Annotated in this window: 29 protein-coding genes and 2 tRNA genes; 13 read left to right on the top strand and 18 right to left on the bottom strand. The window is 47.1% G+C overall.

Annotation, left to right across the window (positions count from 1 at the left end; genetic code table 11):
- Positions 1–23: 23 nt before the first annotated feature.
- Positions 24–1,016: an LLM class flavin-dependent oxidoreductase gene (locus tag BMZ56_RS10835; RefSeq protein ID WP_090626593.1), complete on the top strand. Its 993-nt coding sequence runs from the start codon at positions 24–26 to the stop codon at positions 1,014–1,016.
- Positions 1,017–1,063: 47 nt separating this feature from the next.
- Here the strand turns inward: BMZ56_RS10835 and BMZ56_RS10830 are convergent, their stop codons facing one another.
- Positions 1,064–1,660, bottom strand: coding sequence for a DUF502 domain-containing protein (locus tag BMZ56_RS10830; protein WP_090626592.1), 597 nt, complete (start codon positions 1,658–1,660; stop codon positions 1,064–1,066).
- 41 nt (positions 1,661–1,701) lie between these two features.
- Positions 1,702–4,164, bottom strand: coding sequence for a bifunctional UDP-N-acetylmuramoyl-tripeptide:D-alanyl-D-alanine ligase/alanine racemase (locus BMZ56_RS10825; RefSeq protein WP_090626591.1), 2,463 nt, complete (start codon positions 4,162–4,164; stop codon positions 1,702–1,704).
- A gap of 65 nt (positions 4,165–4,229) precedes the next feature.
- On the opposite strand from BMZ56_RS10825, the gene BMZ56_RS10820 reads away from it, so the two are divergent.
- The 5 genes from BMZ56_RS10820 to BMZ56_RS25980 all read left to right on the top strand — a co-directional run bounded on the left by BMZ56_RS10820 (position 4,230) and on the right by BMZ56_RS25980 (position 5,465).
- On the top strand, positions 4,230–4,676 hold the full coding sequence (locus BMZ56_RS10820) for a regulatory protein RecX (protein WP_245893169.1): 447 nt from the start codon (positions 4,230–4,232) through the stop codon (positions 4,674–4,676).
- 64 nt (positions 4,677–4,740) lie between these two features.
- Positions 4,741–4,816: transfer RNA gene (locus BMZ56_RS10815), tRNA-Gly, on the top strand.
- 57 nt (positions 4,817–4,873) lie between these two features.
- Positions 4,874–4,959: transfer RNA gene (locus BMZ56_RS10810), tRNA-Leu, on the top strand.
- 136 nt (positions 4,960–5,095) lie between these two features.
- Entirely contained in the window at positions 5,096–5,287 is a 192-nt protein-coding gene (locus BMZ56_RS26170; protein WP_219822840.1) for a redoxin domain-containing protein, read from the top strand.
- Positions 5,241–5,465: a peroxiredoxin family protein gene (locus tag BMZ56_RS25980; protein ID WP_219822841.1), complete on the top strand. Its 225-nt coding sequence runs from the start codon at positions 5,241–5,243 to the stop codon at positions 5,463–5,465. The genes BMZ56_RS26170 and BMZ56_RS25980 overlap by 47 nt, the downstream gene beginning before the upstream one ends.
- 195 nt (positions 5,466–5,660) lie before the next feature.
- On the opposite strand, the gene gldG is transcribed toward BMZ56_RS25980, so the two are convergent.
- The 7 genes from gldG to BMZ56_RS10770 all read right to left on the bottom strand — a co-directional run bounded on the left by gldG (position 5,661) and on the right by BMZ56_RS10770 (position 13,066).
- Positions 5,661–8,066, bottom strand: coding sequence for a gliding motility-associated ABC transporter substrate-binding protein GldG (gldG, locus tag BMZ56_RS10800; RefSeq protein ID WP_090626589.1), 2,406 nt, complete (start codon positions 8,064–8,066; stop codon positions 5,661–5,663).
- A 346-nt stretch (positions 8,067–8,412) separates the two neighbouring features.
- Entirely contained in the window at positions 8,413–8,988 is a 576-nt protein-coding gene (locus tag BMZ56_RS10795) for a hypothetical protein (RefSeq protein ID WP_090626588.1), read from the bottom strand.
- An 81-nt stretch (positions 8,989–9,069) separates the two neighbouring features.
- A complete protein-coding gene (locus BMZ56_RS10790; RefSeq protein ID WP_090626587.1) occupies positions 9,070–9,795 on the bottom strand; it encodes an ATP-binding cassette domain-containing protein in 726 nt (241 codons plus the stop codon).
- 6 nt (positions 9,796–9,801) lie between these two features.
- Complete coding sequence (locus BMZ56_RS10785) at positions 9,802–10,746, bottom strand: glycerophosphodiester phosphodiesterase family protein (RefSeq protein WP_090626586.1); 945 nt, start codon at positions 10,744–10,746, stop codon at positions 9,802–9,804.
- Positions 10,747–10,804: 58 nt separating this feature from the next.
- Positions 10,805–11,317 (bottom strand): shikimate kinase, encoded by a 513-nt coding sequence (locus BMZ56_RS10780; RefSeq protein ID WP_090626585.1) that lies wholly within the window; start codon positions 11,315–11,317, stop codon positions 10,805–10,807.
- Positions 11,310–12,500 carry a BT_3928 family protein gene (locus BMZ56_RS10775; RefSeq protein WP_090626584.1) on the bottom strand — a complete coding sequence of 397 codons (1,191 nt, stop codon included), beginning with the start codon at positions 12,498–12,500 and terminating at the stop codon, positions 11,310–11,312. The genes BMZ56_RS10780 and BMZ56_RS10775 overlap by 8 nt, the downstream gene beginning before the upstream one ends.
- A gap of 23 nt (positions 12,501–12,523) precedes the next feature.
- Positions 12,524–13,066, bottom strand: coding sequence for a DUF1599 domain-containing protein (locus tag BMZ56_RS10770; protein WP_090626583.1), 543 nt, complete (start codon positions 13,064–13,066; stop codon positions 12,524–12,526).
- A 139-nt stretch (positions 13,067–13,205) separates the two neighbouring features.
- Here BMZ56_RS10770 and BMZ56_RS10765 point away from each other — a divergent pair, with 139 nt between their 5' ends.
- Both BMZ56_RS10765 and BMZ56_RS10760 read left to right on the top strand, forming a co-directional pair.
- Entirely contained in the window at positions 13,206–14,000 is a 795-nt protein-coding gene (locus BMZ56_RS10765) for a HipA family kinase (RefSeq protein ID WP_090626582.1), read from the top strand.
- Positions 13,978–14,361, top strand: coding sequence for a DUF3037 domain-containing protein (locus tag BMZ56_RS10760; protein WP_090626581.1), 384 nt, complete (start codon positions 13,978–13,980; stop codon positions 14,359–14,361). The genes BMZ56_RS10765 and BMZ56_RS10760 overlap by 23 nt, the downstream gene beginning before the upstream one ends.
- A gap of 32 nt (positions 14,362–14,393) precedes the next feature.
- Here the strand turns inward: BMZ56_RS10760 and BMZ56_RS10755 are convergent, their stop codons facing one another.
- The 4 genes from BMZ56_RS10755 to BMZ56_RS10740 are packed head-to-tail and all read right to left on the bottom strand — an operon-like array spanning position 14,394 to position 16,544.
- The gene (locus BMZ56_RS10755; RefSeq protein ID WP_090626580.1) at positions 14,394–14,786 is read right to left on the bottom strand and encodes a c-type cytochrome; all 393 of its coding nucleotides are present in this window, start codon (positions 14,784–14,786) and stop codon (positions 14,394–14,396) included.
- Entirely contained in the window at positions 14,783–15,427 is a 645-nt protein-coding gene (locus BMZ56_RS10750; protein ID WP_090626579.1) for an SCO family protein, read from the bottom strand. The genes BMZ56_RS10755 and BMZ56_RS10750 overlap by 4 nt, the downstream gene beginning before the upstream one ends.
- Positions 15,428–15,433: 6 nt before the next feature.
- A complete protein-coding gene (locus BMZ56_RS10745; RefSeq protein WP_090626578.1) occupies positions 15,434–15,877 on the bottom strand; it encodes a hypothetical protein in 444 nt (147 codons plus the stop codon).
- 10 nt (positions 15,878–15,887) lie between these two features.
- Positions 15,888–16,544: an AlbA family DNA-binding domain-containing protein gene (locus tag BMZ56_RS10740; RefSeq protein ID WP_245893165.1), complete on the bottom strand. Its 657-nt coding sequence runs from the start codon at positions 16,542–16,544 to the stop codon at positions 15,888–15,890.
- Positions 16,545–16,628: 84 nt separating this feature from the next.
- On the opposite strand from BMZ56_RS10740, the gene BMZ56_RS10735 reads away from it, so the two are divergent.
- From BMZ56_RS10735 to BMZ56_RS10725, 3 genes are all read left to right on the top strand, one after another.
- Positions 16,629–17,858 carry an MFS transporter gene (locus BMZ56_RS10735; RefSeq protein ID WP_090626577.1) on the top strand — a complete coding sequence of 410 codons (1,230 nt, stop codon included), beginning with the start codon at positions 16,629–16,631 and terminating at the stop codon, positions 17,856–17,858.
- A gap of 325 nt (positions 17,859–18,183) precedes the next feature.
- On the top strand, positions 18,184–18,921 hold the full coding sequence (locus tag BMZ56_RS10730) for a CoA transferase subunit A (RefSeq protein WP_090626576.1): 738 nt from the start codon (positions 18,184–18,186) through the stop codon (positions 18,919–18,921).
- Positions 18,911–19,576, top strand: a complete 666-nt coding sequence (locus tag BMZ56_RS10725; RefSeq protein WP_090626575.1) for a 3-oxoacid CoA-transferase subunit B — start codon at positions 18,911–18,913, stop codon at positions 19,574–19,576. The genes BMZ56_RS10730 and BMZ56_RS10725 overlap by 11 nt, the downstream gene beginning before the upstream one ends.
- Here BMZ56_RS10725 and BMZ56_RS10720 read toward each other — a convergent pair.
- The 3 genes from BMZ56_RS10720 to BMZ56_RS10710 are packed head-to-tail and all read right to left on the bottom strand — an operon-like array spanning position 19,565 to position 21,876.
- The gene (locus BMZ56_RS10720) at positions 19,565–20,221 is read right to left on the bottom strand and encodes a uridine kinase family protein (RefSeq protein ID WP_090626574.1); all 657 of its coding nucleotides are present in this window, start codon (positions 20,219–20,221) and stop codon (positions 19,565–19,567) included. The two genes, BMZ56_RS10725 and BMZ56_RS10720, sit on opposite strands and share 12 nt — an antisense overlap.
- Complete coding sequence (locus BMZ56_RS10715) at positions 20,208–21,101, bottom strand: LysM peptidoglycan-binding domain-containing protein (protein WP_090626573.1); 894 nt, start codon at positions 21,099–21,101, stop codon at positions 20,208–20,210. Before BMZ56_RS10715 ends, BMZ56_RS10720 begins: the two co-directional genes overlap by 14 nt.
- A 19-nt stretch (positions 21,102–21,120) precedes the next feature.
- Complete coding sequence (locus BMZ56_RS10710; RefSeq protein ID WP_090626572.1) at positions 21,121–21,876, bottom strand: DUF4905 domain-containing protein; 756 nt, start codon at positions 21,874–21,876, stop codon at positions 21,121–21,123.
- A 58-nt stretch (positions 21,877–21,934) separates the two neighbouring features.
- Between BMZ56_RS10710 and BMZ56_RS10705 the strand changes: the two genes are divergently transcribed.
- Together BMZ56_RS10705 and BMZ56_RS10700 are read left to right on the top strand one after the other, a co-directional pair.
- Positions 21,935–23,269: an NfeD family protein gene (locus BMZ56_RS10705; RefSeq protein WP_090626660.1), complete on the top strand. Its 1,335-nt coding sequence runs from the start codon at positions 21,935–21,937 to the stop codon at positions 23,267–23,269.
- A gap of 59 nt (positions 23,270–23,328) precedes the next feature.
- Positions 23,329–23,808, top strand: a complete 480-nt coding sequence (locus BMZ56_RS10700; protein ID WP_090626659.1) for a Dps family protein — start codon at positions 23,329–23,331, stop codon at positions 23,806–23,808.
- A 91-nt stretch (positions 23,809–23,899) separates the two neighbouring features.
- Here the strand turns inward: BMZ56_RS10700 and BMZ56_RS10695 are convergent, their stop codons facing one another.
- Positions 23,900–25,444 carry an OmpP1/FadL family transporter gene (locus BMZ56_RS10695; protein ID WP_090626571.1) on the bottom strand — a complete coding sequence of 515 codons (1,545 nt, stop codon included), beginning with the start codon at positions 25,442–25,444 and terminating at the stop codon, positions 23,900–23,902.
- Positions 25,445–25,523: 79 nt separating this feature from the next.
- Positions 25,524–26,663, bottom strand: coding sequence for a hypothetical protein (locus BMZ56_RS25445; protein WP_143072908.1), 1,140 nt, complete (start codon positions 26,661–26,663; stop codon positions 25,524–25,526).
- Between the last annotated feature and the right edge of the window lie 104 nt (positions 26,664–26,767).

The raw sequence follows: 26,767 nt of genomic DNA, 5'->3' as shown, positions 1-26,767 counted from the left end.
GTGCAATGTGGTAATTTGCATGCATGGCTAAACAACTCAAGCTTTCAGCATTGGATCTTTCCGTAATCATCGAAGGAGGGAATGCCGCAACGGCGATTGCCCGTACGGTAGAAATTGCCCGCCTGGCAGAACAGTTGGGCTACGAGCGGATCTGGCTCGCGGAACATCACAATATGGAATACATTGCCAGTTCGGCAACGTCTGTCCTTATCGGTCACGTAGCGGATAAAACAACACAGATACGCGTGGGATCCGGAGGGATCATGTTGCCGAACCATGCGCCTTTGGCCATTGCCGAGCAGTTCGGCACATTGGAAACCTTATACCCAGGGCGTATTGATCTCGGGTTGGGCCGGGCACCCGGCACCGATCAGCTGACCGCCATGGCACTGCGCCGTAACAACCTGAATACTGCCTATCATTTTCCGTCGGACGTCAAGGAACTGCAGCTATATTTTGGCAATGACAATAGTGATGGACGCGTCCGCGCATTTCCGGGTGAAGGGCTAAATATTCCGATCTGGATATTGGGTTCGAGCACCGATAGCGCTTATCTGGCCGCAGAGATGGGCCTACCTTATGCGTTTGCCGCACATTTTGCACCGGCGCAGTTCCGCACTGCGATTTCCATCTATCGTGAGCACTTCAAACCATCGGCCCAATTAGACAAACCTTATGTCCTTGCCTGTGTGAATGTGATCGCTGCCGACACGGATGAAGAAGCTCATGTATTGGCCACAAGCATGTACCGCATGTTTCTAGGAATTGTGACCAACACACGTAAACCTCTGCAGCCACCGGTGCCCTCCATGGATCCGTATTGGTCGCCGGATGTCGAAAATGCCGTCAAGCAAATGACCGCCTGTACGTTCATTGGGGGGGCGGGAACTTTGGCATCGCAGCTTTCAAGATTCGTGACAGAAACCGGCATCGATGAGCTCATGACTACGGGCAACATTTATGACCAAGGGGCAAGATTAAAGTCTTATCGCATACTCAAGGAAGTGCTATCGTAAGTAGTTAGTTTCTCATAGTCAAGTAAGGCAAGCAAGTACGGCCTGCCTTATTCGAGTCCACTTACACCGCCAGACACAACGAGCTTCATGGCGTCCGTAGCGCTCATGTTTAGCGGCTTTACGCGCTCGGTCTTTACAATCACGACCTGTCCGGCGAATGAGTAGGAGTACGGGAAATATACAATTACTTCACCCGTCAAGCCGATTTTATGGAGGTCACGCTGCGTCAGAAAGCCGATCTTTTTCAATCCGGTTTCATTCACTTCCACCAGCACCGGTTCATTAAATTTCTTTGCATCTCCGACAAACGCTTCTGTAAAATCTTTAATGGACGAATATAAGGTGTTAAACAGCGGAATCCGGTTGATAAGGCTGTTGAACCAATTATAAATCGGCTCGGTGACGACATTGGTAAACACCATGCCTACGACAACCAAGACGACAATCACCGTGAGAATACCCAATCCCGGTACGTAAAGCGGTCTCCCGGCTTCATCTTCCCAAAACCAGCCACTTAAGTTGAGCGCCGAATCAACACTCGCCACGATCCAGACGATTAGAAACAACGCACCGGCCAAGGGCAATGTCACCAACGTGCCTTTGATTAAATAGTTAAAAAATAAACGTATTGTTTTATTCTTCATATTTTTTGTTTTTGTCCTTATGAATCTTGTTCTTTCACTCCCTACCCATAATAATATACCCGCTTCACGCGCTGCGATATTCCCGTCAGCAACTCATATGGAATGGTACCAATGGTCTTAGCTAATTTCTCCACATTGCCGAAGACGGTTACTTCGTCACCTTCTTTCACATCCAGTCCACTGACATCCAGCATGGTCATGTCCATGCAAATGTCGCCCACGGTGCGCACGGTTGCATTTCCTATGGTCATCTGACCCACGCCGTTTCCGAAGCGCCGGTCATAACCATCGGCGTAGCCGATGCTGACCGTAGCAATTACGCTGTCTCTTGATAAAAGACCGCGCCTACCATACCCCACACTTTCCCCAGCTGCCACCTTTCTGGTTTGTATTACCGTCGTTTTCAGAGAACTTGCCGGTTGCAGGAATAGCATTTGTCCGCCCTCATTGCCGATGCCGTATAGTCCAATACCCAGCCGTACCATATCCAAGTGAGCCTGTGGCCAACGCTGAATACCGGCAGTGTTGGCAATATGCCGGATAACAGGATATCCCAGGGTCGTGCTCAGTCGCTCGGCAAATTCTCCAAAACTAGCCAGTTGGGTTTCTGTAAATGAATCATGTACGGGTGTTCCGGCGGCCGCTAAATGAGAAAATATAGACTGAACTTTTACAGCAGATGTGTCCTTTAAATAGTTAATTAGTAAATCGATATCTTGTATTGAAAATCCCAATCGGTGCATTCCTGTGTCCAGTTTAAGATGGATGGGATAGTCCGATAGCCCTCTCTCAATCAGTACTCCGACAAAATCAGTTAAAATGGCAAAGCTGTATATCTCCGGTTCCAACCGGTGCGCCAACAGGGCATCAAAGGATGTTGGCCTCGGACTCATCACCATAATTGGCAATTGAATGCCCGCTTTCCGCAATTCCACACCCTCATCTACATACGCCACGGCCAAATAATCGACCTTGTTGAACTGGAGCAGATTGGCCACCTCAAAACTACCGCTCCCATAGGAAAAGGCCTTTACCATGACCATTAATTTAACTGACGGGGATAGGAGGGACTTGTATTGATTGAGGTTATGCTCTACCGCATTCAGATTGATTTCAAGCACAGTATCGTGCGATTTCGCAGTCAGCAACCGACTAATCCTTTCAAATGCATATTTTCTTGCACCTTTCAATAAAATAGCTTCATCTTGGAATGTCAGTGATGGAAATTCGGATAAAAATGATTGGGTGTCGAGAAATGCTTCGTGGGTTAAAAAAGCAAATTTGGATGCGTGTTTCAAGAGTGTGGGGCCAATGGTTATCAGTCGGCTTATTCCACTGTTTTTTAATAAGGTGGATACCTTTTCGTAAATATTATCTTCATAAAAAGTAGCACTTGGTATATCCGACAATACTAATGTAAGTTTAGTATGTTGCTGCTGCTGTTGCAAAAAGTCTAGGGCAATAGCAAGCGACGAAAGGTCGTTGCTGTAACTGTCGTCTATCACCGTGCATTGGTTGATGCCCTTTTTCATTTCCAGCCGCATTTCGACCGGTTGAAGCAGAACCATTCGCTCGCTGATCACCTTTTGTTCGTAGCCCATGGCAAGCATTACCGCCCAGCAGCACACGGCATTTTCGCGGGCAGCCGCATCGGTAAATGGAATGATAACTGTTAGCTCTTCGTTCTGATACCGCGCGTGGATCCGGCATCGGTTCCCGTCCAACAATTGATGCGCCGTTACTCGCAACTTCCCTTCGTCCACGCCCCAAGTTAGCTGCTGTTTCGCGGTCGGCATCGGGATACCACGAAGGTGAACAGGCGGGAAAACGGCAATTTTGGCGCCTTCAAAAAGCTTGAGCTTCTCAGTGATTTTTTCGTCGATCGATGAAAACCCTTCGTCGTGGGCGGATCCGATGTTCGTCAATACAGCAATATCCGGTCGAATCATGCGCTGCAAGGCACCCATTTCGTTCGGCCGGCTGATACCGGCTTCGATAATCGCCAGATCGGAGGTGCCATCAAGCTGCCACAATGATAACGCGACTCCAATTTGGGAATTGTAGCTTTTGGGGCTGCGGGCAATGTGGTATTCGGGCGACAGCAATTGGACTAGCCATTCTTTGACAACCGTCTTTCCGTTGCTTCCGGTGATGCCGATTACGGGGTGCATAAAACGATCACGATGACGAGCGGCCAACGTTTGGAGTGCTTCTAATGTATCTTGAACTACTAAAAAGTTCGCATCCGGAAAAGCGGATACGTCGACTTTACTTTCGGCTACCACAAAATTCCGTACCCCTTGCGCATATGCATCGCTGATATATACGTGGCCATCACGCCGTCCCTCCAACGCAAAAAACAACCCATGCACGGTGTCCGATAGTTTTCTGCTGTCAAAGAGCAGCGTAGCCACGGTTGCCGTGTCGTCCGCGATGGAAATGCGGACAGTCGGTATAAGTGCCGAGATCTGCCGGATGGTGTAAAGCCGTTCGTCTATATCCATGGCACGAATTTCAACATTTTTTAGGTACTGATCTAATTTTTTGCCATTTTGGCTAAATGGAGCGTATGGCTGCAAAAATGAAGGCGGAAGCCTATTGTGCTTATCAGGAACGGTCGCAGCAGGAAGTGCGCGACAAGCTTTATAGCTGGGGACTTCATCAGGGAGATGTGGAAGCGGTCATTGCCGACTTGATTGCGGATAATTTCCTCAACGAAGAACGATTTGCGCTGGCTTATGCATCGGGCAGATTTCGTATGAAAGGATGGGGAAGGTATAAGATTAAGCAGGGTTTGATTCTGAAATCGGTGTCTGCGCCACTCATAGGGACGGCATTGTCCAGCTTGGATGAATGGGAATACCGGGAGAAACTATTTGCCATTCTGTGCGCAAAGGCACGGTTGGAAAAAGAAAAGCAACCCCATAAGCGGAAAAATAAACTGTTTCAATATGCATTGAGTAAAGGGTATGAGAGCGAACTGATTCTTGAACTCTTGAATGACAACGAATTGTGAATTTTTTTAAAAAAATGTTGACAGAAGTGGAAAACTGCACTATATTTGCATCCACAAACAGCAAGCGAAAGTAGCTCAGTTGGTAGAGCGCAACCTTGCCAAGGTTGAGGTCGCGAGTTCGAACCTCGTCTTTCGCTCCAAGAGATCCCTTCTTCTTGCAAAGAGAAAAAGGGATTTATTGTTAAAAGACCACCCAAGCCTGGATGGTGGAACTGGTAGACACGCAGGACTTAAAATCCTGTTCGCCCTAAAGCGAGTGCGGGTTCGATTCCCGCTCCAGGTACTGATACAGTAAAAGAGGAATAATCCAGTCCTAATTCTGGGATTCCTCTTTTTTTTATTTCTTTCTTGAGATTTGACACTCATTGGTTTTTTGTTGTATTTGACCCTTAGGAAAGAGCCAAAACTAGATACGACGCTTGGCGTTAGTTCTGCTAGCGTCCCAAGATAAAACGCAGATAGGGCAAATTGCACCGGACTTTCGGCAACAGACACCGAAGGGGGACACAATAAGGCTTTCCGATTTCAGGGGTAAATACCTGCTTCTAGATTTCTGGCTAGTTGGTGCGGTCCTTGACGGGGGGAAATCCAAATCTGGTCAAAGCTTATGATCAATATAAGGACAAGGGGTTCGAAATCCTGGGCGTTTCCATGGATAACCCGGGCCAGCGCGATGCCTGGCTGGAAGCCATAGAGGCAGACGGGCTCACCCTGGGCACAAGTTTCCGATCTCAGGGGCACGAAAAACGAGGCGGCTGTCCTGTATGGCATAACCATGATATCAGCTAACTTTTTGCTGGACCCTGATGGCAAAATTATCGCCAGGGACCTAAGGGGACAGGTAATGACGGATAAACTTGATGTCATTTTTATTGACGGTGGAATGTAATGCCCTATTTTCTGTTATAATCAGTATTCTTCCAGAGGATTTTTGGTAGGAGGCAACGCCTGTCCGTACTCATCTCTGGTGCAGGGTTATTCAAATCACCGCAGTGACGTATAACGCCGTTTTCTCAAATACCCTCGTGCGAACCCGAACAGCAACAACAGCGCAGGTGGCAAAGCGACATTGAGGAGCTGCCAATACTGGCGTTCTTCGTTGATCTTTACCTGATTCAACAAACGCAACTTGATTTCTTTTCCTCGGAGTGCAATGATGCCCGCATCGTCGGTCAGGTAGTCGATCGCGTTGAGCAGGAAGGACTTGTTGCCATACTGCTGCTCGGTATATCGGTCCCAACCTAGGGGGTAGGGCGATCCGTCGTTCGGATTGACCTGTCCTTTGAATACATCGCCGTCCGCAATAGCAATCATTTTTGCGGGTTTTCCCCGTTCAGGTATCTTGATGGGTGCTTTGATTCCAGGAGGTGCCGGCCGGTTTAAAAACGCGGATGGGAAAGGTCCTTCCAGCAGTGCTGCTACTGCATAGGGTTTGTTTTTAAACGCTGCGGGATCGGGAGACTCTTCAACCATTTGCAGGGAGATCGTTGCCGGGAGATTTAGCAACCGTGAAAACGGGGACGATTGGAGGACGACAGATTTGCGTATACCCGCTACAGTGATCGTATCCACTGTGCCTGCAAATTCACTACGGATACCCTCCAGATTCTTTAGGACCGGGTGCGACGTCACTGGCATAAAAACCGGATAGAACAGCCACGGAGCGAGTTCAATCTGCGCTTGGTTTCCTAAGCGTCCCATTGCGAGCGGTATCTGTGCACAATTCATATCGGCGAGGAGGTCATAGTTGAATCGTATCCCGTAGGTAAACAATAGGTCGTCAAGGTTCAACTGCCTGGTGATCACCGTCTGGTCGCCGGTTGTACGCATGCTGTCCAGTTCAGCATCCGTTTGGTCGATCGCCCACAGTACACTTCCGCCATTCATGACAAATTGATCAATCTTGAATTTTTCAGTTTCGGTAAATGCCTGAGTTGGCTTGGCTATGACAAGTGCTGCCAGTTGGTTAAGCCCTTCAAACGTGATGCTGTCCAGGTTGACAAAACCTACCTGAAATCCGGTTGTAAGGGTCTGGATGGCATCAAAAAGCGCTAGGTTGTCCAATTCGCCGTGCCCTTCGGTAAACCCAATCAGGGGGCGTCCGCCCGAACTGACTTTGCGCAGCGCAGATACCACGGCATATTCCAAGTTTTGGATGGAATTGTTCAGTACGGTTTCATGGGAGGCCCCGATGCGGCTTAGCAGCAAATTTATAGGGATTTCATGATCCCCATAAGTAATTAATGCCGCAGGGAAGATCAATTGTTGGGAAAATCCTGTCCCGGTACGTACATTGAGGTTGGTTGGCGTGATGCCCCTGTCAGCAAGGGCTTCCGTATTGGTTTGTTGTTGCTGTATATCTACATCCAATGGGTTCACAACTTCGAAGGTCAGCTTGCCAGCGGAATAAGTAGCTAAATCATTCATTAAATCCACAGTGGATCTTTTCAACCGCTCAAAACCGGAGGGGAGCTTGCCATCGAGCAATAGGATAATGTGTGCCTGCTCCTGGAGATTGCTTACGGTATGTTTTGCAAGTACCGATAGCGTAAACCGTTTTTCGGCGGTAAAATCAATACGGGAAAAATAGAAAGACCCGAGGATATTGATCAATATTAATCCCCCGATAAAAGCGAGCTCAATGATTGCTATTTTTTTCCACGTATTCCGATTTCTGTTTAATATGACATGGGTACATCCGAGAAATACCGTTATCACGCTGATGAAGTACAAGGCATCGCGACTATCCAATACACCCCGGCTGATGGCATCGTAATGGGCTTGGGCACCCAAGCGGGAAGTCAAATAGCTGTAGGAGTTAAAAAAAGGCATCCTGCTGAGTGCATCAAATGCATAAAACAGCAAAAAAGACAGCAGCATCGCGAGCAAAAAGGAAACGATCGGATTGCGGCTGAGTGCAGAGGTGAATAGACCAATGGCCACAAAAGCGGCGCCCAAACATACCAAGCCGAGGTAAGATCCTACCATTGCACCGGTATCTATATTCCCCTGGGGAAGCGCTAACTGATAAACAGTGACCACATATATCAACGTGGGAAGCAACGCTAACAGTACGACGGTAAGGCTGCCAAAGTATTTGCCAAGTATCAGGTGCCACATCCGTACGGGCCGCGTAAGTAGGAGTTCCCAGGTTCCTTCGGCCTTTTCACCGGCAATACTTCGCATGGTAATCGCCGGAATAAGAAACATAAACAGGTAGGGGCTGAGCTGGAAAAAGCTCTCAAGCGTTGCATATCCGTAATCGAGGATACTCGTATCCGGAAAAACCCATAAAAGGAGACCGGTCATCAGTAGGAATAGGCCAATTGCCAAATAGCCCGTGAGCGAATTGAAGTAGGCCGCTATTTCCTTTTTGTAGATACTCAGCAAATCGTTGGCGATTTAATGCCCCGAAAATAGGGAAAAACGTTTACGAAACAAACAGCGGACGGGAAGTGCTTGAGAAGTTTCGGAGCAATGTCCTAAATCAATAGAATAAATAAACAGATTAAGTTTTATAAAATCCAATGATTTATATTATAACCATTGTCTTTATAGACTTTTTTACTGTATTTACGCTATAAAAAGACTATAAAATAAGCTTAAATCAATATAATCAAATTTTTTTGTCTAAATTTTAATTCGGAAACATCTTTGAAATGGGGTGAATAGATTTAAAAAAAAGCGCGGACAAAGATCATCCGCGCTTTCGTGGTTAACTTTAATTATGTAGATTTTATCGCTGTCCGGGAAGATAAACCTGGAACCCCAAGGCTACACCCAAGCCACTTTGGCCGGTTGAACCCGAAACGGTGGCTTTGCTATAGTTATAGCCGGCAGTCACTTCAAGTGCTACACTACTGGTAATAAAATGGGCATAACCTACATTAGCACCAAGTGCCAGTGAGGCACCAGATCCAGGTGAGCTACCGGAAATACCAACGTCACCCTGTGCAAAAAAACGGCCCGTTGCACTGGAACCTTGCGGGAAGTAATAACGAACAAAGGGTGAGACACCGTATCCCCATACGTCATCTTCATCAGGTACGGTGGCCAACGAGCCGATCAATCCCAACCCGATTGCAACACCGTCTGAAATGAAATATCCTGCCCGAGGATTCAACATAATGTTGAAATTTTCCCCTTCAAAACTGTATCCCAAACTACCTAAACTTCCGCCGACAATCCAATTGCCCTTTTGAACAGGGGTCATTCCTACGTTGGCAGAGGTTTGGGGTTTATTGATGTCTTGGGCATTCACTGCAAAGACCCCAGCTAAAAATAGTGCTGAAAATAAAAATACATGTTTCATGGTTTTCGCTTTTAGTGTTAAATCTGATTTTAATGTAGTTTTTTAACTACATTGATATTAACACAAAACATGCCATATTGTTTAAATGATGGGAGAAGAGGGAGTAGTAAGCCGCATGAAGAGTGATTCCAGGTCCAAGTCGGGGTATCTCACAGCCAGTTCTTCCAACGGAAAATCAGCAACGATGTGGCCCTGATGGATGATGATCACGTCGTCACAAACGGCTTCCACTTCCTGCATAATATGGGTGGACAGCAGAACAGTTTTCTGAATACCCAGCTGTTTGATAAGGGAGCGAATATCCTGTAACTGGTTGGGATCCAGCCCTGATGTAGGTTCATCTAAAATCAGTACTTTAGGGTCGTGCAAAATGGTTTGCGCCAACCCAACGCGTTGCCGGTAGCCCTTGGACAGTTCATTAATTTTTTTATATTGTTGGGATTCCAGTCCGGTTAGGGAAATAACTTCAGCTATTCGTTCACGAGCACGGGTAATGCGATGGATTCCTGCGGCGAAGGCCAACATTTCGTGCACATACATGTCCAGATAGAGTGGATTATGTTCCGGCAGATAGCCAATGTGTTGACGAGCAGTCAAGCTGTCTTGGTATACGTCGAAGCCATATACAGACGCATGGCCGGAAGTGGGAGGAATGCTGCCCGACAGAATTTTCAATGTGGTGGATTTGCCCGCACCGTTAGGTCCCAAAAATCCCAGTACCCGTCCCGGCTTGGCACGAAAGGAAATGCCTTTTACCGCGGCATTCGTACCGTAAGACTTGTGGAGCGTGGTAACCTCGATGGACATCTGTATTTATTTAATAAAACGGGACGTTATTTTATGTTTAATGCGGTAGGCCTGTAAGGCCTTACCCGCTTCGAGGGGCCGATCGGTCGACAGAATATCTGCGCCTCGCTCTATCAATGCGGTGTAAACTGTATCTCCACGCACGGCAGCCTGTTTATCCAGGTTGCCCAAGGTGCCCAGAATGCAAAGAATGCCGTGTCCGTGGAGCAGATCGTAGAGTTCCTTGTCTGCCTCACGTGTGCCGACAAAGGCGACGAGGCGGTTATCGGGAATACTGTGGTCATTCAATCTAAGCAGGTCGCCGGCCGACTGGATAGATGCGGAAATCATGACGTTGGGTGCGAGCTGGTGAACGACAGCCGCTTGATCTGCACTGTACGTGATAACTACGCTGTAGGCTTCGGCTTTATTTCGGCGGATGGCATCAATGACCGAAGCATAAGACACACCACGTTTGACATCCAGCGTAAAAATCACCTTCCCTGCACCCCATTGGAGCGTTTCATCCAAAGTGGGTATTCGGTAGGGGGTAACGTTGCCTTCTATGTCTTTCAGTTTCAGTTTTTTTAATGCAGAAAATTCCACATCTTGTACCTGTCCGGTTCCGGTGGTTGTTCGGTCGAGGGTTTCATCGTGCATAAGCACCAACACACCATCTTTGGTCGCACGTATATCACACTCAATGATGATGGGTTGTTGGCGAAAGTTGTTTTCAAAGGTTTCCAGTGCATTTTCCGGAAAGCCTTTGGAAGCTCCGCCCCGATGCACACTGATCAAAGGATAACGCTTTTCGTGATAGGTGAGGAAACGGTACAATTCATCGACCGAGATGAGATCTATCCGATGATTATTGTACCGAAAGTCGCCTCCTATATTTGATGGCAAGCAGGCCACGAAAAGCGAAACCAATAAAGATACGATCAAGAGCGGGATAGTGCGCCACACCATCATAAGGGAAATTTTGCTAAAATGGTAAACGGCTATAAAGGTAGCGAATTCCGTGCGGAATTCAACGTATCAAGTCTACCAATTCATCCAATTGCAGCGATAAATGATTGACGATGTGTGTCGCCTGTTCATAATAGGATGTGCGGTCCGCAAGTTTCGACGTGATATCCGCTAATAACTCTTGCCCAGATAATCCTTTTAAGGCCGGACGTGAAGCAATATCGGTTTGGACGAGTCTGTCCCATAATGCTTTAGGGGGTAGGTAGAAATAGACAGTCGTACCTGTTTCATTCATCCACGCCATATTATCAAAATAACAGGGCGTACCACCACCGGTGGAAATCACTGTCGGTTCGCTCAGCGGTAGGTTTTTTAACGTTCGGCTTTCGACTTGTCTGAATGCCGCTTCGCCATATTTGGTGAAATATTCGGCGATGGGCATGCCGATTTCATGAACGATAACCTCATCCAAGTCGACGAATGTCCGTTCGGTTTTGGTAGCGAGTTTTCGCCCCCAAGTGGTCTTCCCGCTTCCCATAAAACCTATCAGAAACACGGGCTTCATCTCATTCATTTTGGTATGCTTTGCTAAAATACAGTTTATCTAATGTATCGAAACCGGGTAATGTATTGTAGTGCCATTTGTCGATCACGGTGCCATTTTGCATCAATAGGATGCCCGGATTTGCCCGGACCATGCTCTTAAGGGGCACAGCGTCGGCATAAAATATTTCCGCGAGTAGATTCAGTTCGTCACTGATCTGCTCGGCCTCCTGCGTACTACTGGCAGTAAGCAAGACAGAACGTATGTTATAAGCTTCGGCTGCATTCATGACCAATGCGTTGATTTTGCGAAGGGCCTCTAAGTTGGTCTTTTCCAAGTCCCAAGCTACTACTATGAGGTTGTAATATGGATTTTCAATTAGTTCATGGGTCATGTCATCTCCGTTGGCATCGCTAATCAGCAGATCGGATATCGGAATCTGATACCCTTTTTTGACAAGTTTGCTTTCCGGATCGCCGATGATTTCCCAATTTTCATCTTTCCACAATTCTTCGGCAAGGTAAACTTTGTCGGACACCTTTTTTTCTTCTCCCGACGCCTTATTTTTCAACGTGTAGATAATCTCATATTGATCACCCACCTCTCCTGCTGGTAGGGTCATCAATCTGGGCAAGTTATTTCCCTTTTTATAAGGTAAGAAATCAATAAATGGAAGAAAGTTGAGGGTATAAATACCTATTCCCAAGGAAACTACGACCACCATCACGGTAATGATCGACTGAGTGAACCAACCTGAAATAAGTGGATTAATCTGATTCCGGTTGACAAAGATCACTAGAATCAGCAGCAGCAACACGAGGTCTTTACCAAACGATTGCCACGGGGTGAGCGGAATGGCGTCGCCGAAGCAACCACAAGAAGTTACCACCTCAAAAAATGCGGAGTAGAAGGTAAGGAAAGTGAAGAACAGAATCAATAGTAATAGACCCCAGGCCACCGTTCGGCCCCAAAACCCAAGCAGTAGAAGCGCGCCGAGTAAGATTTCCAGACCACAGATGACCACTGCGAGGGCGATGGCATAATCATTGAGGAAATGGGTGCCGAAAACGTGAAAATATTCTTCCAATTTATACCCGAATCCAGTCGGATCATTGGCTTTGATAAAACCGGAGAAGATAAATAGCATTCCGGTGACAATCCGGGAAATTATCAGCAAGTAATTGGTACGTGTATACGTTTGGGTAGTTTGCATCTATGGTCTGCTTTAAAGAATGATTATCTATTGGATAATCCCAATTTAATGAGGGCAAAAACAGCATAATTGAGCATATCCTGATAGTTAGCTTTCACACCTTCGGAAACAACGGTCAGCCCCTCGTTGTTTTCGATTTGCTTTACTCGATAGATTTTTGTCAGGATTAGATCGGTGAGCGAGGTGAGCCGCATTTCCCGCCAGGCTTCCCCGTAATCGTGGTTTTTTGCAAACATCAACTCCTTGGTTTCTGCGACCACTTGGTTATACTTTTCCATCACTTCATTCAGCGGGAGGCTTTCGTTCCGGTTGTCAGCCATAGTCAATTGCATGATAGCGATCACGCAATAGTTCACAATGCCGATGTATTCTTCCTGCACGCCGTCGCCTACTTTGGATACGCGTTTCTCTTCGAGCGTACGTATGCGCTGGGCCTTGATGTAAAGTTGGTCTGTGATGGAAGGCAGCCGCATAATGCGCCACGCGGTGCCGTAATCGGTTGTTTTCTTTTCAAATAGTTGCTGGCAGTGCTCGATGATGCGGTCGTATTGTGCTGAAGTATCCATGTAGGAGCAAATATAAGAAGATTTGTCTTATCAATATGTTCAAGTTATTTTCCTGCACACGAAGCCCCTTTTCTTGAAGTGTCAATACGGTCTGTATGAGCCAACAATTGTTTGCAATTGAGATGCAAGATGTCTAAGTTTGGGCGTGGATAATTCAACATTACGAACCGTACAAGTGACGCGTTATGTCACGCCGCTGCGGGAAGGAGGATCGTTGCCGGCCATTGCCGAGGCGGATGACGGATTTTTGTATGCCCTCAAATTCCGGGGCGCAGGGCAGGGAAGTAAAGCCTTAATAGCGGAATTACTGGGAGGTGAGATTGCCCGTGCATTGGGTTTTCGTGTACCCGAAATCGTATTCGCGGAATTGGATGAAGCCTTCGGCCGCACCGAACCGGATGAAGAGATACAAGACTTGCTGCGGGCGAGTAAGGGGCTGAACCTCGCTCTGCATTACCTTTCGGGCGCGATTACATTTGATCCGGTGGTCAATAAATTGGGCGAAGACTTGGCTTCGCGCATTGTATGGCTGGACTGCCTGCTTACGAATGTCGACCGGACGGTCAGGAATACCAACATGCTAATGTGGCATAAGGAGTTGTGGCTGATTGACCACGGAGCGGCGCTATATTTTCACCATACCTGGGACAACTGGCAGGAACAGGCCGCTAAGCCGTTCGTTCAGGTGAAGGATCATGTCTTGTTGCGGTGGGCATCGCGGTTGGAAGATGTAGAAAGCGAGTTGAAGGGCAAGCTTACCGAATCGGTGATTGAGCGCATTGTGCAGGCGATACCGGATGATTGGCTCGATGGTAGGGAAGGCGTATCACCTGGAGAAGCCCGGGGGGTATATATACAGTTTTTGAAGATGCGGGCATCTGCGTCGGGGATTTTCGTTAAAGAAGCACAAGATGCCAGGGAAAGAATTATTTGAGTATGCCGTGATCCGCTGGGTACCGCGGGTGGAACGCGAAGAATTTGTCAACGTTGGGGTGGTGCTTTATTGCCGGAGCCAGCGTTTTCTGGATATGAAGTATGCATTGCCTTCCGGTAAGCTGCAGGCTTTTTGCCCGACGTATGATCGGGATGAATTGGCATCCTGTTTGGCAGCGTTTCACTTGATCTGCAAGGGCGAGCAGGCCGGCGGATCCATTGCTGCGTTACCGCCGCCGGAACGGTTCCGTTGGCTCACAGCTAAGAGGAGTACAGTTATGCAGTTATCCGCCGTGCACCCGGGACTTTGCATGGACGCAAACCGGACACTTGATCACCTGTTTAACACGCTGGTATTGTAGATAGATAAACCGGAGGTTTTGGTTCATTATATTTAATCACACACCGCCAAAGCTTGTTGCACTTCCTCCAAAGTAAAAATACCCATTTCATTGCCAAACGAGTTGCCGATGTACGTAAGGACATATGCTACCTCAATGGGGGTAAGCTGCGGATTGGGAGGCATCTCGGAACCACCATTTTTGACGATGCAGGGCAGCTGTTCCCGATGCTTAAGCAAGAACGTGCTGTCGGTTAGCGGAGGATAAAGCGTACCCAGTCCTTCACCTTTTGCACCGTGGCAATTTTGACAATGGGCAGTAAACAGCTTTTGCCCATTCACCGTATATTGTGCCGTCCGGATTGCTTGTTCACTTTGACAGGCGTGGAAGAGCAGGTAAATCACGAGCAGCGCTACACCTGTATATAGGGATGTATTACGCGTCATTCATATTCTTTCAACAGAATTGCCAATTCATCGAGCAGCAGCTGTATTTGCTCGTCGTTTGTGCCGTCATAGGCTCCGCGGATATGCCGGTTGCTGTCTATTAGTAGCAGGTATCCGGAGTGGTCGTAGCCGCCGGGGATATTGCTGTCTTCTTTGGTATATACCATATAGCTATCGGACAGGCCATATACGGCCGCCTTGCTGCCGGTAACAAATTGCCACTGATCGTTGGTAACACCGAGCTTTTCGGCGTAGGATTTAAGCACCGACGGTGAATCGTGCCGGAAGTCAATGCTATGCGATAGGAATTTTACGCGCTCGTCGCCTTTATATTTTTCATACACCTTCAGCAGGTTGCGCTGCATAGTAGGGCAAATACTGGGACAGTGTGTGAAGAAAAAATTGGCAATGTATACACCCTTGCTAAATAGCTCATTGGTAATCAGTACGCTGTCTTGATTGAGCAATTGGAAATCTGGTATACTATGGTATAATGTATCTGTGATGGTTTTCCCGTCCACAACTTTTGTTATAGGATCCCGGGATCCCAAGATGGGAAGCGTTTTTGACGTCTTGCTGTTGCATCCCGCCACATAGGCTAGTACACAAACGCCCACCAATAAGAAAAGACTTTTACGCATGGCCACTTAAAATTTTGCCAGTTTATCGGTGGCCTCTTTTGATACCTCGTCAAACAACTGTTTCATCTCCGTTACTTTCTCAACTTCTTTCTTGTAGTATGCCTCTATTTCCGCATCAGATTTGTCTTGAGGGTCTACATCGAAAGCTGTCATCCAGTTCATCATGGAGTCAGTGGCCAGCTCCAGCCGATTTTTTAGTCCTGATAAGTCTGTGCGGGTTTGAGCCGTATCTATATCGGGTTGGGTTTTCTGCAATTGGGGTAAATTAGCCAATATCGAGTCGATCTTTATGGTGTTGCGATCAAATGCACTGATCTGGGGCATAATTTCGTCGTGCACGGCAATTGCTTCCTCCCGAAGCCGGTCGATTTCACCGGTTTCATGGTTGCCATTGTTGCATGCTGCCATCAGTAGTAAGCCGATACTGATCGGTAAGATTGTATGTTTCATAGTACTCCTATTATGGGTTGCCAGACAAAGATAGGGAAAAATATTCTTCCCGGTCGCCGCTATGCACCTCGATAACGCCCGCAACGATTAGGTTGACAAGGATTCGCTGGGTTTTCCGCCTGGATAAGCGGAGATGTTTAGCTAGTTCCGGAAGTCGAGGGTTGGAGTGAACTTGCAGGTATTCCAGCAATTCTTTGGCTTTGTCTGTATAATTGATCAGGACCCCATTGAGCTGGCTGCTTTGATGCAGCACGTCGACAACCACTTTACTTGCCAAAATACTTTTATCCTGAATACGGATGTATACCCACCATTTTTGGTCTTCGCCGAGGGCATAATGCGGCTTGGAATCGCTTTCAGTAATTTCGGCCAGCAATACCAATTTATCATCTACATAAATTTCTTCAAAACGGATATCTATTGCCGGGCGGCAATACTGATGCCCGGCGCGTTGGAGCATGTACTTTTCTTCGTCTTCGTTTTTTACCCCCTTGATGGAACCGTTGTCGGCCACCCCCACCAGCAGTTTCCCACCTTTGTTGTTGGCAAATGCCACCAGTGTTTTCGCGATTTTTTCACAGCTGCTGATTTTGTTTTTAAAATCAAGCTGTTCGCCTTCACCTTGCAATATCAACGATTTGATGGTCACGACCACTAAATTAGCCATAAATAAAAACTTTGCGAACTTTGCATGAAAAAAAAAGTAGAATCCAATGAAAAGCTTAATTTAGCGGCGTAAATTCTCAAATTCATGACCAAAAAGAACCTATCAGAAACCAAAAATACCTGGTTGTTGGTACTCGTGGCTGCCTTGGGTTACTTCGTTGATATTTATGACTTGGTGATATTTTCGATCGTTCGTGTGCAGAGTTTTCAGGACATCGGTATACCGGAGTCCGACATGCGTATGGATGGTGAATATGTGCTCAATATGCAGATGGGTGGATTGTTAGTGGGAGGCATGCTCTGGGGGGTACTGGGTGATCGTTTTGGGCGAATTAAAGTGTTATTCGGCTCCATCCTGATGTATTCGCTGGCCAACATTGCCAACGGATTTGTGCACGACATCCATTCGTATGCCGTGATTCGTCTCGTAGCCGGAATCGGGTTGGCGGGTGAACTGGGGGCGGGCATAACCCTGGTGAGTGAAAGTATGCAGAAAGATAAGCGCGGTTATGGCACCATGGTGGTGGCGTCCGTGGGCGTGCTTGGAGCCATCGCGGCATACTATGTGTCGGAATTTTTCGATTGGCGTAGCGCTTATTTTGCGGGTGGAGGAATGGGATTATTGCTGCTCATTCTACGGGTAGGTGCCTTTGAATCGAACCTATTTAACGGCGTGGTCAGCAAACAGGTAGAAAAGGGAAAGCTGAGCATGTTATTTGCCGATAAAGAACGGTTTAAGCGTTATGTCTACTGCCTGCTGATTGGATTGCCCATCTGGTTTGTGGTGGGTATATTAGTTACGCAGGCGCCGGAATTCGGGAAGGCGCTGGGCGCACCGGTGACGTTGAGCGCCGGTAAAGGGATCTTGTTTACCTACCTGGGGTTGTCGTTTGGTGATGTATTCGCAGGTTTATTTGCTCAGCTGACCAGATCACGGAGATTGGCCGTGTTTCTATTTCAGGTGCTCATTATCGCGACATCGGTGTGGTACCTAAGCAGCGAGGGGCTTACCGAGCAACGGTTTCACTGGATAGCGTTCTTTATGGGAATCGCCATCGGATATTGGGCCACATTTGTAACCATCGCGTCCGAGCAATTTGGTACCAACCTTCGGGCCACGGTAACCACTACGGCGCCTAATTTCGTGCGGGGTGCCTTGATTCCTTCTACGTTACTGTTTGAGTTTTTCGTCAGGCATTCGAATATTGTTACGGCTGCTTATATCATGGTTTTTGTGCTCACCGGCGTTGCGATATTTGCGCTTAGCCAACTAAAGGAAAGTTTTGACAGGGATTTGGATTTTGTGGAACGTTGATTACCGCTTTGGGCATTTTTTACACTGCTTTCCGCGTTTATACTTTTTACAGCATTTCTTGAAATCGCATCCGCAGCCCTCTCGGTAAGGGTTCAATCCTTTGAAATTTTGTGGGTCGACCGGCCGGAAAGGGCTTGTCGATTGTTCTTCAACAAAAAAAGGAATTTCCTCAAACATCACGCGACAAATATAGTATTTATTTAGAAGAAGTCCAATTAAGGGCTGTAAATTTTGCATTTCTTATTTTAACTTGCGGGGTAGGAGCAACTTTTGTATCTTGTCGAATATCCCGGCGGGAATGACCTGTTATAAAGGATGAAAACACATGATCAATAAAGTAGTAACGGATGCGGAAGAGGCCCTTGTTGACGTTATCGACGGGATGACATTGATGTTGGGTGGGTTTGGTTTGTGTGGTATTCCCGAGAACTGTATCAATGAATTGGTAAAGAAGGGCGTTTCGAGCCTGACCTGTATTTCAAACAATGCGGGAGTGGATGACTTTGGTATCGGGTTGTTACTACAGCAGCGTCAGGTAAAAAAGATGATTGCTTCCTATGTTGGCGAAAATGCTGAATTTGAACGGCAATTGTTGAGCGGGGAGTTGGAAGTGGAGCTGATCCCTCAAGGCACATTGGCCACCCGCTGTCTCGCGGCGGGGTATGGGATGCCAGCTATTTTTACGCCAGCGGGGGTAGGGACCGAAGTGGCAGAAGGGAAAGAAGTACGAAATTTTGGTGGTAAGGACTACTTGCTGGAAATGGCCTTTGAGGCCGACTTCGCCTTGGTAAAAGCTTGGCGGGGAGATACGGCGGGCAATCTCATCTATCGGCAAACGGCCCGTAATTTCAATCCGGTTATGGCGATGGCGGGCAAGGTGACAGTGGCCGAAGTGGAGGAACTGGTTCCAGCAGGCACGCTGAACCCGGATCACATCCATACACCGGGTATCTATGTTCACCGGATTTTTCAGGGGGCGAACTACGAAAAGCGGATCGAACAGCGAACAGTCCGCAAATACGAAGGTTTGGACGTAACCAAAGCAGAAGATTATGCTGGATAAAGACGGAATTGCGAGACGGATCGCGAAGGAAATCAAAGATGGTTATTACGTTAATCTTGGAATCGGTATTCCGACTTTGGTGGCCAATTACATTCCTGAGGATACCCATGTGGTGCTTCAGTCGGAAAATGGTCTGCTGGGTATGGGGCCTTTTCCTTACGAAGGGGAAGAAGATTCAGACCTTATCAACGCGGGGAAGCAGACCATTACCATGCTGCCCGGTTCCGCGGTTTTCGATTCAGCGATGAGTTTTGGCATGATCCGGGCGCAGAAAGTAGACCTCACGATATTAGGTGCGATGGAGGTATCGGAATACGGGGATATCGCCAACTGGAAGATTCCCGGTAAATTGGTAAAAGGAATGGGCGGAGCAATGGATCTGGTGGCTTCTGCGAAGAATATCATTGTGGCTATGCAGCAGGTGAGCAAGTCGGGTGATAGCAAGTTGCTCCGGAATTGTACCTTGCCGCTGACTGGCATACGCTGTATCCGCAAGGTAGTGACCGAAATGGCAGTTTTTGAAATCGATATTGAAAATGGCGGGTTTCAGCTGATTGAACGTGCTCCGGGTGTGAGTGTAAACGAAATACGGAATGCGACAGCGGGGCGTTTTTCTGCAGCAGACAACGTGCCCGAAATGCAGTTAGGAGGTTGACGGGCTTAGTCCCGGCACAAGGGTTCTCAGTTCAGCGGATATTTCATCGGTGATGGCGATAATCGGAGCTGGGTCATCGGTATTGTTGATGAGGATGCGGTCGCATTGTTCCCGAAACGGGAGGAGGTATTGACGGTACGCTGGCATTACGTGATTTACCCATTTATACCGTACGTCTTCTTCGAGATACCCACGTTCAATAAAGTCCCGTTTTAATCGCCGCTGCAGGGCAATATCCTCTTCAGCATGCAAGAATATCCGGTGATTGAGTAAGTCGTTGATTTCCTCGTAGAAGAAAATGAACAAACCTTCGACTATCAAGACAGGGGCGGGCTTGATTTCCATTATTTTTGGCTTCAAGGCAGGATTATTGAAGGTATATTCTTCGCGGTATACCGTCTGTCCTTCGAAAAGCAAACGGATATCCCTATAAAAAGCATCTCGGTCGATAGCGGTTGGCAGATCGAAATTATAAAGCTTGTTTTCCTCCTGAGTTTTGGTGTGGGCGGGTATATAGTAATCGTCCTGTGAAACCAGGGCCACCTCGTGCTTGGAAAAATGGTTGATAAAGCAATTAAGAAAAAACGTTTTGCCCGATCCGCTGCTTCCGGCGATGCCGACTACGTAGGGCTCAATTGCCTTCATTGGGGGCACCGTATGCGATTTCAACTTGGAAGCGTCTATCTAGCACACCAATAAGGGATGCAGCAGATTTGGAAATGACAATAACAGCATTTTTGGTTTCCGCGGTGTCGGCAAATTTGCCGACAACTTTGGCGAAGGTCGTGCGGTTGGTCATTGGGTTGGTGATTTTTATTACCGTGCCGATAGGAGCAGTTTTATGCAGCGCCAACATGCTTCCACTTTCCTGATTCAGGTCGTCTATCCATACACCGATCCCTTTTTCTGTCATTTCACGGATGCCATACCGGTTTGTTGGAATTTCCATATTTTCTCCCTCCGCGTCCGTATCGGCGGTGTCTGGCACGATGATTTCACTCATTTTGGGAGGAGGAGGAAGCTCTTCGTTAGGAATCTTCAGGATTTGACCTATTTTCAATGAGTCGCCGGTGAGTCCATTTGCCCGCTTGATGCTTTCGACGGATATGATGAATCGCTTTGAAATAGTAAATAGCGTTTCACGTTTTCCCACTTTATATGTCGTATACTCACCCTGGGCTAATACAGGGGACTGTGAAGGCTGTTGCTGCGCAGCGCTAGCAGAGGTATTTGCGGCCGTAACCGACTCGTATGAGCCCATCGGAATTTGCACGGTGTCACCCACTTTCAGGGGTTTATTTCCGTTTGCGGCAATAATCTGTTTTACGGGGATACCATAATGACGACTTAGTCCAAAATAAGTCTCCTTGGCTTCCAATTGATGAATGATAATTTTTTTGCCGTTCTCATATTTTACCCCAATTGAATCCAATGGTGTTGCGATGGCTTTGGATACAGCGCAACAACCTAACAATAGGATGAAAAAAGATGTCCGATATAGATAGGCTTGATATATGATGCTCATGTCAAAATTTCGTTTCCAATTATACTAAATACGCTACAATTTCCCGTTTATTATCACCGATAAAGAAAAGCTGGTTACTGATTATAAAGAACAGCTCTGGTGCCGCTTTGGCTAGATCGGATATGATAATCCTTTCTGTCAGCAATTTTAACCCACGTGACACGATCAATCTAATGCGGTATGTATCGTCGGTAGTCTCGTGAAACGCCCAAACAGTCCGGTCTTCCACCTGGCAACAGAATAAGTCACCTCTCACATCATAACTTTCCAAAAACGGGGGGATATCACCCACATACCGTTGAGGTAAGACGATGTCCGGCCCGGTAGGTTTATTGGGCAGGTTGTTTTTTTCTGTTAAATGTCCGTTGAGCGGGTTTAGGTATTGTTCGTAACCACTGGCAAAATTGCGATGCCTCACTACGAGCAGCTGGTTTTCGAAGGAAACCAGTGTATAATTGAACTGTTCCCATAAGACTCCACCGGTTACAGCATCAATACAGACGACGCCTGCACCTTCGGGCGTGTTTTGGCCCCATGCGCGCAAAATCAATTTTTCGCTAATGATTCCTGCCAGTGACCAATTCCGGTCGCCATATCGTTTTTCATTGACGAACGATATGCCGGTTTTGTATTCGATCACTGAAAACGAAGGGCTACCTGTGTCTGAATCCCGTGTTTCGATGGCCAGTATACCTGCCGTGATGTCAGCCTCGATCCGCCAAACCACCCCTAAAAAACTTTTTCTGAATGCGGTTTTTAATGTATATTTATCCATTGTTTGGCCTCAAAATTATAACGTTTTGAACGATATGCACAAAAAAAAGCGAGGAAAGATGTCAATGCTCCGGTCAGCACTGATAGTCGGTTGGATCCTGTCTGTCTTTGCGGCGGAGGCCCAGCATGTTTACCAATTTGATTTAGAAGGAGATATCGGTCCCGGTTCGTGGCGCACGGTTAAAAATGCTTATTTGAAAGCAGAGGGTGCCGATGTGGATTTGGTGTTGATTAAGATGAATACATTCGGAGGGATGGTCAATTTTGCGGATTCCATCCGCAGCCGAATATTGGATTCGCCCTTGGAGACGGTTGTCTTTATTAATCACAATGCAGCTTCAGCGGGTGCGCTTATTGCGCTGGCATGTGATCGCATTTACATGAGTAAGGGGTCCGGTATCGGGGCGGCCAGTGTGGTAGATCAGTCGGGCCAGGTGCTGCCAGAAAAACACCAATCATATATGCGAGGCCTGATGCGGGCTACAGCGGAGGCCAAGGGGCGTGATCCTAAGATTGCCGAAGCGTTTGTGGACGGGGATATCGATCTGCCAGCGATCAAGCCTGCAGGTAAAATTCTGACACTTACCTCGTCGGAGGCAGTAAAAATCGGATTAGCGGAAGCGGAGGTTGCGTCAACGGCCGATTTGTTAAAGGCCGAGGAAATCAGTAATCCGCAAATTACCATACATCAGATTACGGTGATTGACCGGATTATTTCGTTCCTTATCAACCCGGCGGTTAGCGGTATCCTAATCTTGTTGATCATTGGAGGGATTTACTTTGAAATGCAAACGCCGGGTATTGGGTTTGCCCTAGTTGTTGCGGTCATCGCTGCTATGTTGTTTTTTGCTCCGCTGTATATCCAAGGGTTGGCAGACAATTGGGAAATCGCTTTGTTTATTGCGGGTATCGTATTGATTCTGCTGGAACTGTTTGTGATTCCAGGCTTTGGTGTTGCGGGAATATTGGGTATTATTTGCCTGGTTTGTGGGTTGGCATTTAGTATGGTGGTCAATGATTATTTTAACTTCTCCATCTCTGAACCCGGTAGGTTGTTCAACTCGTTTTTGTTGGTTATTGCTTCGATGGTGACAGCGACAATCCTAATGGTTATTTTTGGTAAAAATATCCTCAAAACTAAAGCGTTTAAACGCCTGGTGCTACAGGATGAGCAGCGATCTGAAGAAGGGTACACTTCTTCGCGGCGGAATACAGAGCTGGTAAGTAAGGAAGGGGTGGCAAAAACGGTCCTTCGCCCGTCGGGCAAAGTGGAAATTGATGGGAAATGGTACGATGCGGTGGCATTGGATGGTTTTATCGATATCGGAGAAGATATTTATGTGGAGAAGCATGAGAACTATAATCTTTTTGTCAGAAAAAAGCGTATTTCCTGATGCTGCGATAAACTTTTTATAGCTTTAACTGTTTTATGGTTGTATTAAAATCGAATATCATGAACCCAAAAGTAATCAGTTTAGAAGAAAAAAAATTAAGACCTGTTGTTGATCACTTAAATGACTTGTTAGCGAACTATCATATTCATTACCAAAAGCTGAGAGGATGCCATTGGAACGTACGGGGAAATCATTTCTTTACCTTGCATGCCAAATTTGAAGAGCTCTATACCAACGCATTGACCACCATCGACGAGTTGGCGGAACGCATTTTGACATTGGGAAAGTCTCCTTTCAGTACGTTTAAAGATTACGTATCACATTCGGAAATCAACGAGGTAGACACAATTGGTATGAAAGATATCGATATGGTAAAGGCTATTATTGAGGACCTGGAGGCGCTGATTGCCATGCAGCGGGATCTGCTCGAGATTACTTCCGAAGCAGAGGATGAAGGGACTAATGATATGATCAATGCGTTTATGCAATTTAACGAGAAACAGAATTGGATGTTGCGTGCATTTGTGAATAAAGCTTAGTATTTCTTTAGGTTATAAAAACAAAATGGGTAGTAGTGTTTAACACTGCTACCCATTTTGTTTTAGTACCTGATGTTTCAAAAAGTCAATTTCAAAATTTAAGGCCCACTGACAACAATACGTTGTGCCGTTGGTTTTTCACCTCCACAACGGGGCTGTATTGACCTGCTGCATCATCCAACAAGTAAGGAATCATGTTGTAGCTTCGCTGGAAATTCTGGTAAGTCAGATCAACATATACGTTGTTGATCCGATATCCAAGCCCACCGGAAACGGTTTGTCCGCTGTAATCGATACTTTCATCGCTGTAGGGACTTCCCATATATCCGTATCCAGCTCGCACCATGAATTGGGGAGCAATCATGTATTCACCACCTACCCTTACATTGACAGCGTTGGTATAGGTATCGGCAATCCCGTCGTTAAAATCCTGATCGTAGGACGCGTCGGACGATGACATGGACATGCTCGCATAGTCGACGTAGTCAATATCTGCGCTCAGTAGGCCGCCAGCTTCGAAGATATAAGCCAATCCTGCGCTAAGTTTATACGGGGTCCGCAAATTATAATCGTAATAAACGGGATCGCTGGGGCTTTCGTCCGAATTGTCTGTTCCATCTGTTAGGTAATTGGTTATGCCGAAATAGTCCTTGTAGTCATTTGTAAGATTATACCAAGTCGGGGTCATAGCCGTAACGCCAATGTTTAATTGAGGGACAGGTTTAAAAATTACTCCGAGTTTTGCATTGACACCGTTTCCGGAGGTATTTGACCAAGACTCGTCATCGAATACAAAATCAGATTCAAGTAACGGATTATAGGTGTCATAGCCATCCGTAGCTGGGTTTACAAATCGGCTATTCGGATTCTGGGAAAAAATATAACCATAATTTTCGATACTGCCTTCTTCGGTGAACAGTCGATTCATCCGGTAATTGACCCGTGTGAAGCCAATGCTTGCACCAATGTAAAATTTGTTTCCATAGTTTGCACCGAAGGAAAGGTTTGTTTCGGATTGATGGCCCTCCTCTCGATAAAAGGCGGTTTGTAAGTTATCAAGTGTAGTCATGGGTACTAACTCACCTGCAGCATTTTCATCGACCATACCAAATTGCCAACCAATATCCCCCGCTAGGAATCCATCTTCCAACACCATAAAATCACTATAACTGCTTTCATTATTTACGCCCGTAAAGCCCATGGTGGAATTGAAGTTGTTCGTGCGGTGGTATCCAATGCCAATGTTGAAATTTAACCAACCGGATGAAAGGTTGCTGCCCTGTGCCTTCCGCATAGGAATGTGGAATACCGCTGCAGCTTGATTTATCCCTAATTTATCGACATTGTTTTTGCTGTTTGTGCCGAAGTATAGCGCTTTGTTCATGTCACTGCTGAAATCAAACGAGAGGCCAATGTCTGATTGGCTGAAAAAGCCGAGACCAGCGGGATTGCCGGAAATGGAACTTAGGTCGCCTCCGAGCGCTGTTTGCGCATTGCCCAATGCTTTAAAACGGGCGGATGCGCCCTGCTCGGGCTGAGTAAACCGGAGAAATTCATCAAGTGACTGGGCTTTAACGTATGTAAGTGAGCAACTTAATAACAACAAGGAAAGGGGTATATACGCTGATTTTGTCATATGTAGTTAACGTGTAGTTTATGAAGAAGGTCAGCCAATCTGCCTTACAGACTGAAGCTGACCTGTCAATTGAATTTTGTTATCTGCCTCTTCCGCCGCCACGGCTACTTCCGCCGCTGCTTCCACGACTGCTGCTTCCGGATGACGAACCAGAGGAACGGGATGGTGGCGATACGGAGCCGCGGGAACTACTTCCCGATGAGCGGGGTGCTACGCTGCTTGGCCGTGAGGGGCGAGACGGTGCTGCACTGGGTCGTGAGCTTGACGGGCGTGCGGGACGGGCGCTGCTGCCGGATGGGCGTCGTGAGGACGATGGCCTGACGCCATTCGATGGCTGCCTTGAGCTTCCCGGTCTAACAGCTTCTCCACTGGGTCTACGAGACGTGCTGCTTGGTCGAATTGCTTCCCTTGTACGGGTGCCGGTATTGCCGCGTGTCACAGATGTGCGTGTACTACCTGCAGTACCACGAGTTGCCACGGAACGTGTAGAAATACGGCCGTTTGCGTCACGGCTTATCGCTGTCCGGGATGCAGTACGCGTCGTGCCTGCTGACCGACTTGAGCGGCCGGTTCTTACATCCATGCGAGAGCGCGACGCAGATCGAACACCTCTTGTACGATTGTCTACAATAATAGTACCCGGGTAGTAACCACCCCATCCGCCCCAACCCCAACGGTTGTAGGCATAGGGGCCTCCGAAGCCACCACCGTAATAAGGTGATCCCCAACCCCAATAGCCGCCATAGTAAGGACTATAGTAAGGATTATACCAACTGCTGCCCCAACCGAGACCCCAGCCACCCCAGCCAAAACCAAGGCTCCAGGCACTACCCCAACCCCAGCCGGGGTTGTACCATGAATTGAATCCATACCAAGGGTCAAACCATGGATCGTAATAGCTCATACCCGGAGAATTGTAATAAAACCGGTTTATCCGGTTGGCATATTCGCTGTCGCTATATTCGTCTGAATAGTAGTCGCCTGCATAGGCTTCATCCGTATATTGGTCGGCATAATAGCCTTCGTCTGAATATTGCTCGTCTGGAGCTGTTTCCTCATCGTAATAATAATCCGGGCTTTGGTAGCTTTCTTCCACCGCCCGGGCTTGATTATTATAGACGTCGTCGCGGAAAGCTGTCTGCCTTGAGGTGCTACATGACCCCAGAAACAAAATGCTTCCTACAGCTACTGTACTGACTATTAATCTATTGCTTTTCATCTTAACTGTCCTTTCGTCTGGCTAAACCCAACGCTTTCTTGTATAGACGCTTTTTTGAACGTTTGGTTTAATTGTGCTATACAATTTTTTATTCGGTAATTTGC

Origin of the sequence: Parapedobacter indicus (genome assembly GCF_900113765.1) — a bacterium.
In the GTDB taxonomy this organism is placed as follows: Bacteria; Bacteroidota; Bacteroidia; order Sphingobacteriales; family Sphingobacteriaceae; genus Parapedobacter; species Parapedobacter indicus.
Note: the sequence above shows the minus strand (reverse complement) of the source record. Positions and strands in the feature narration are given on the sequence as shown.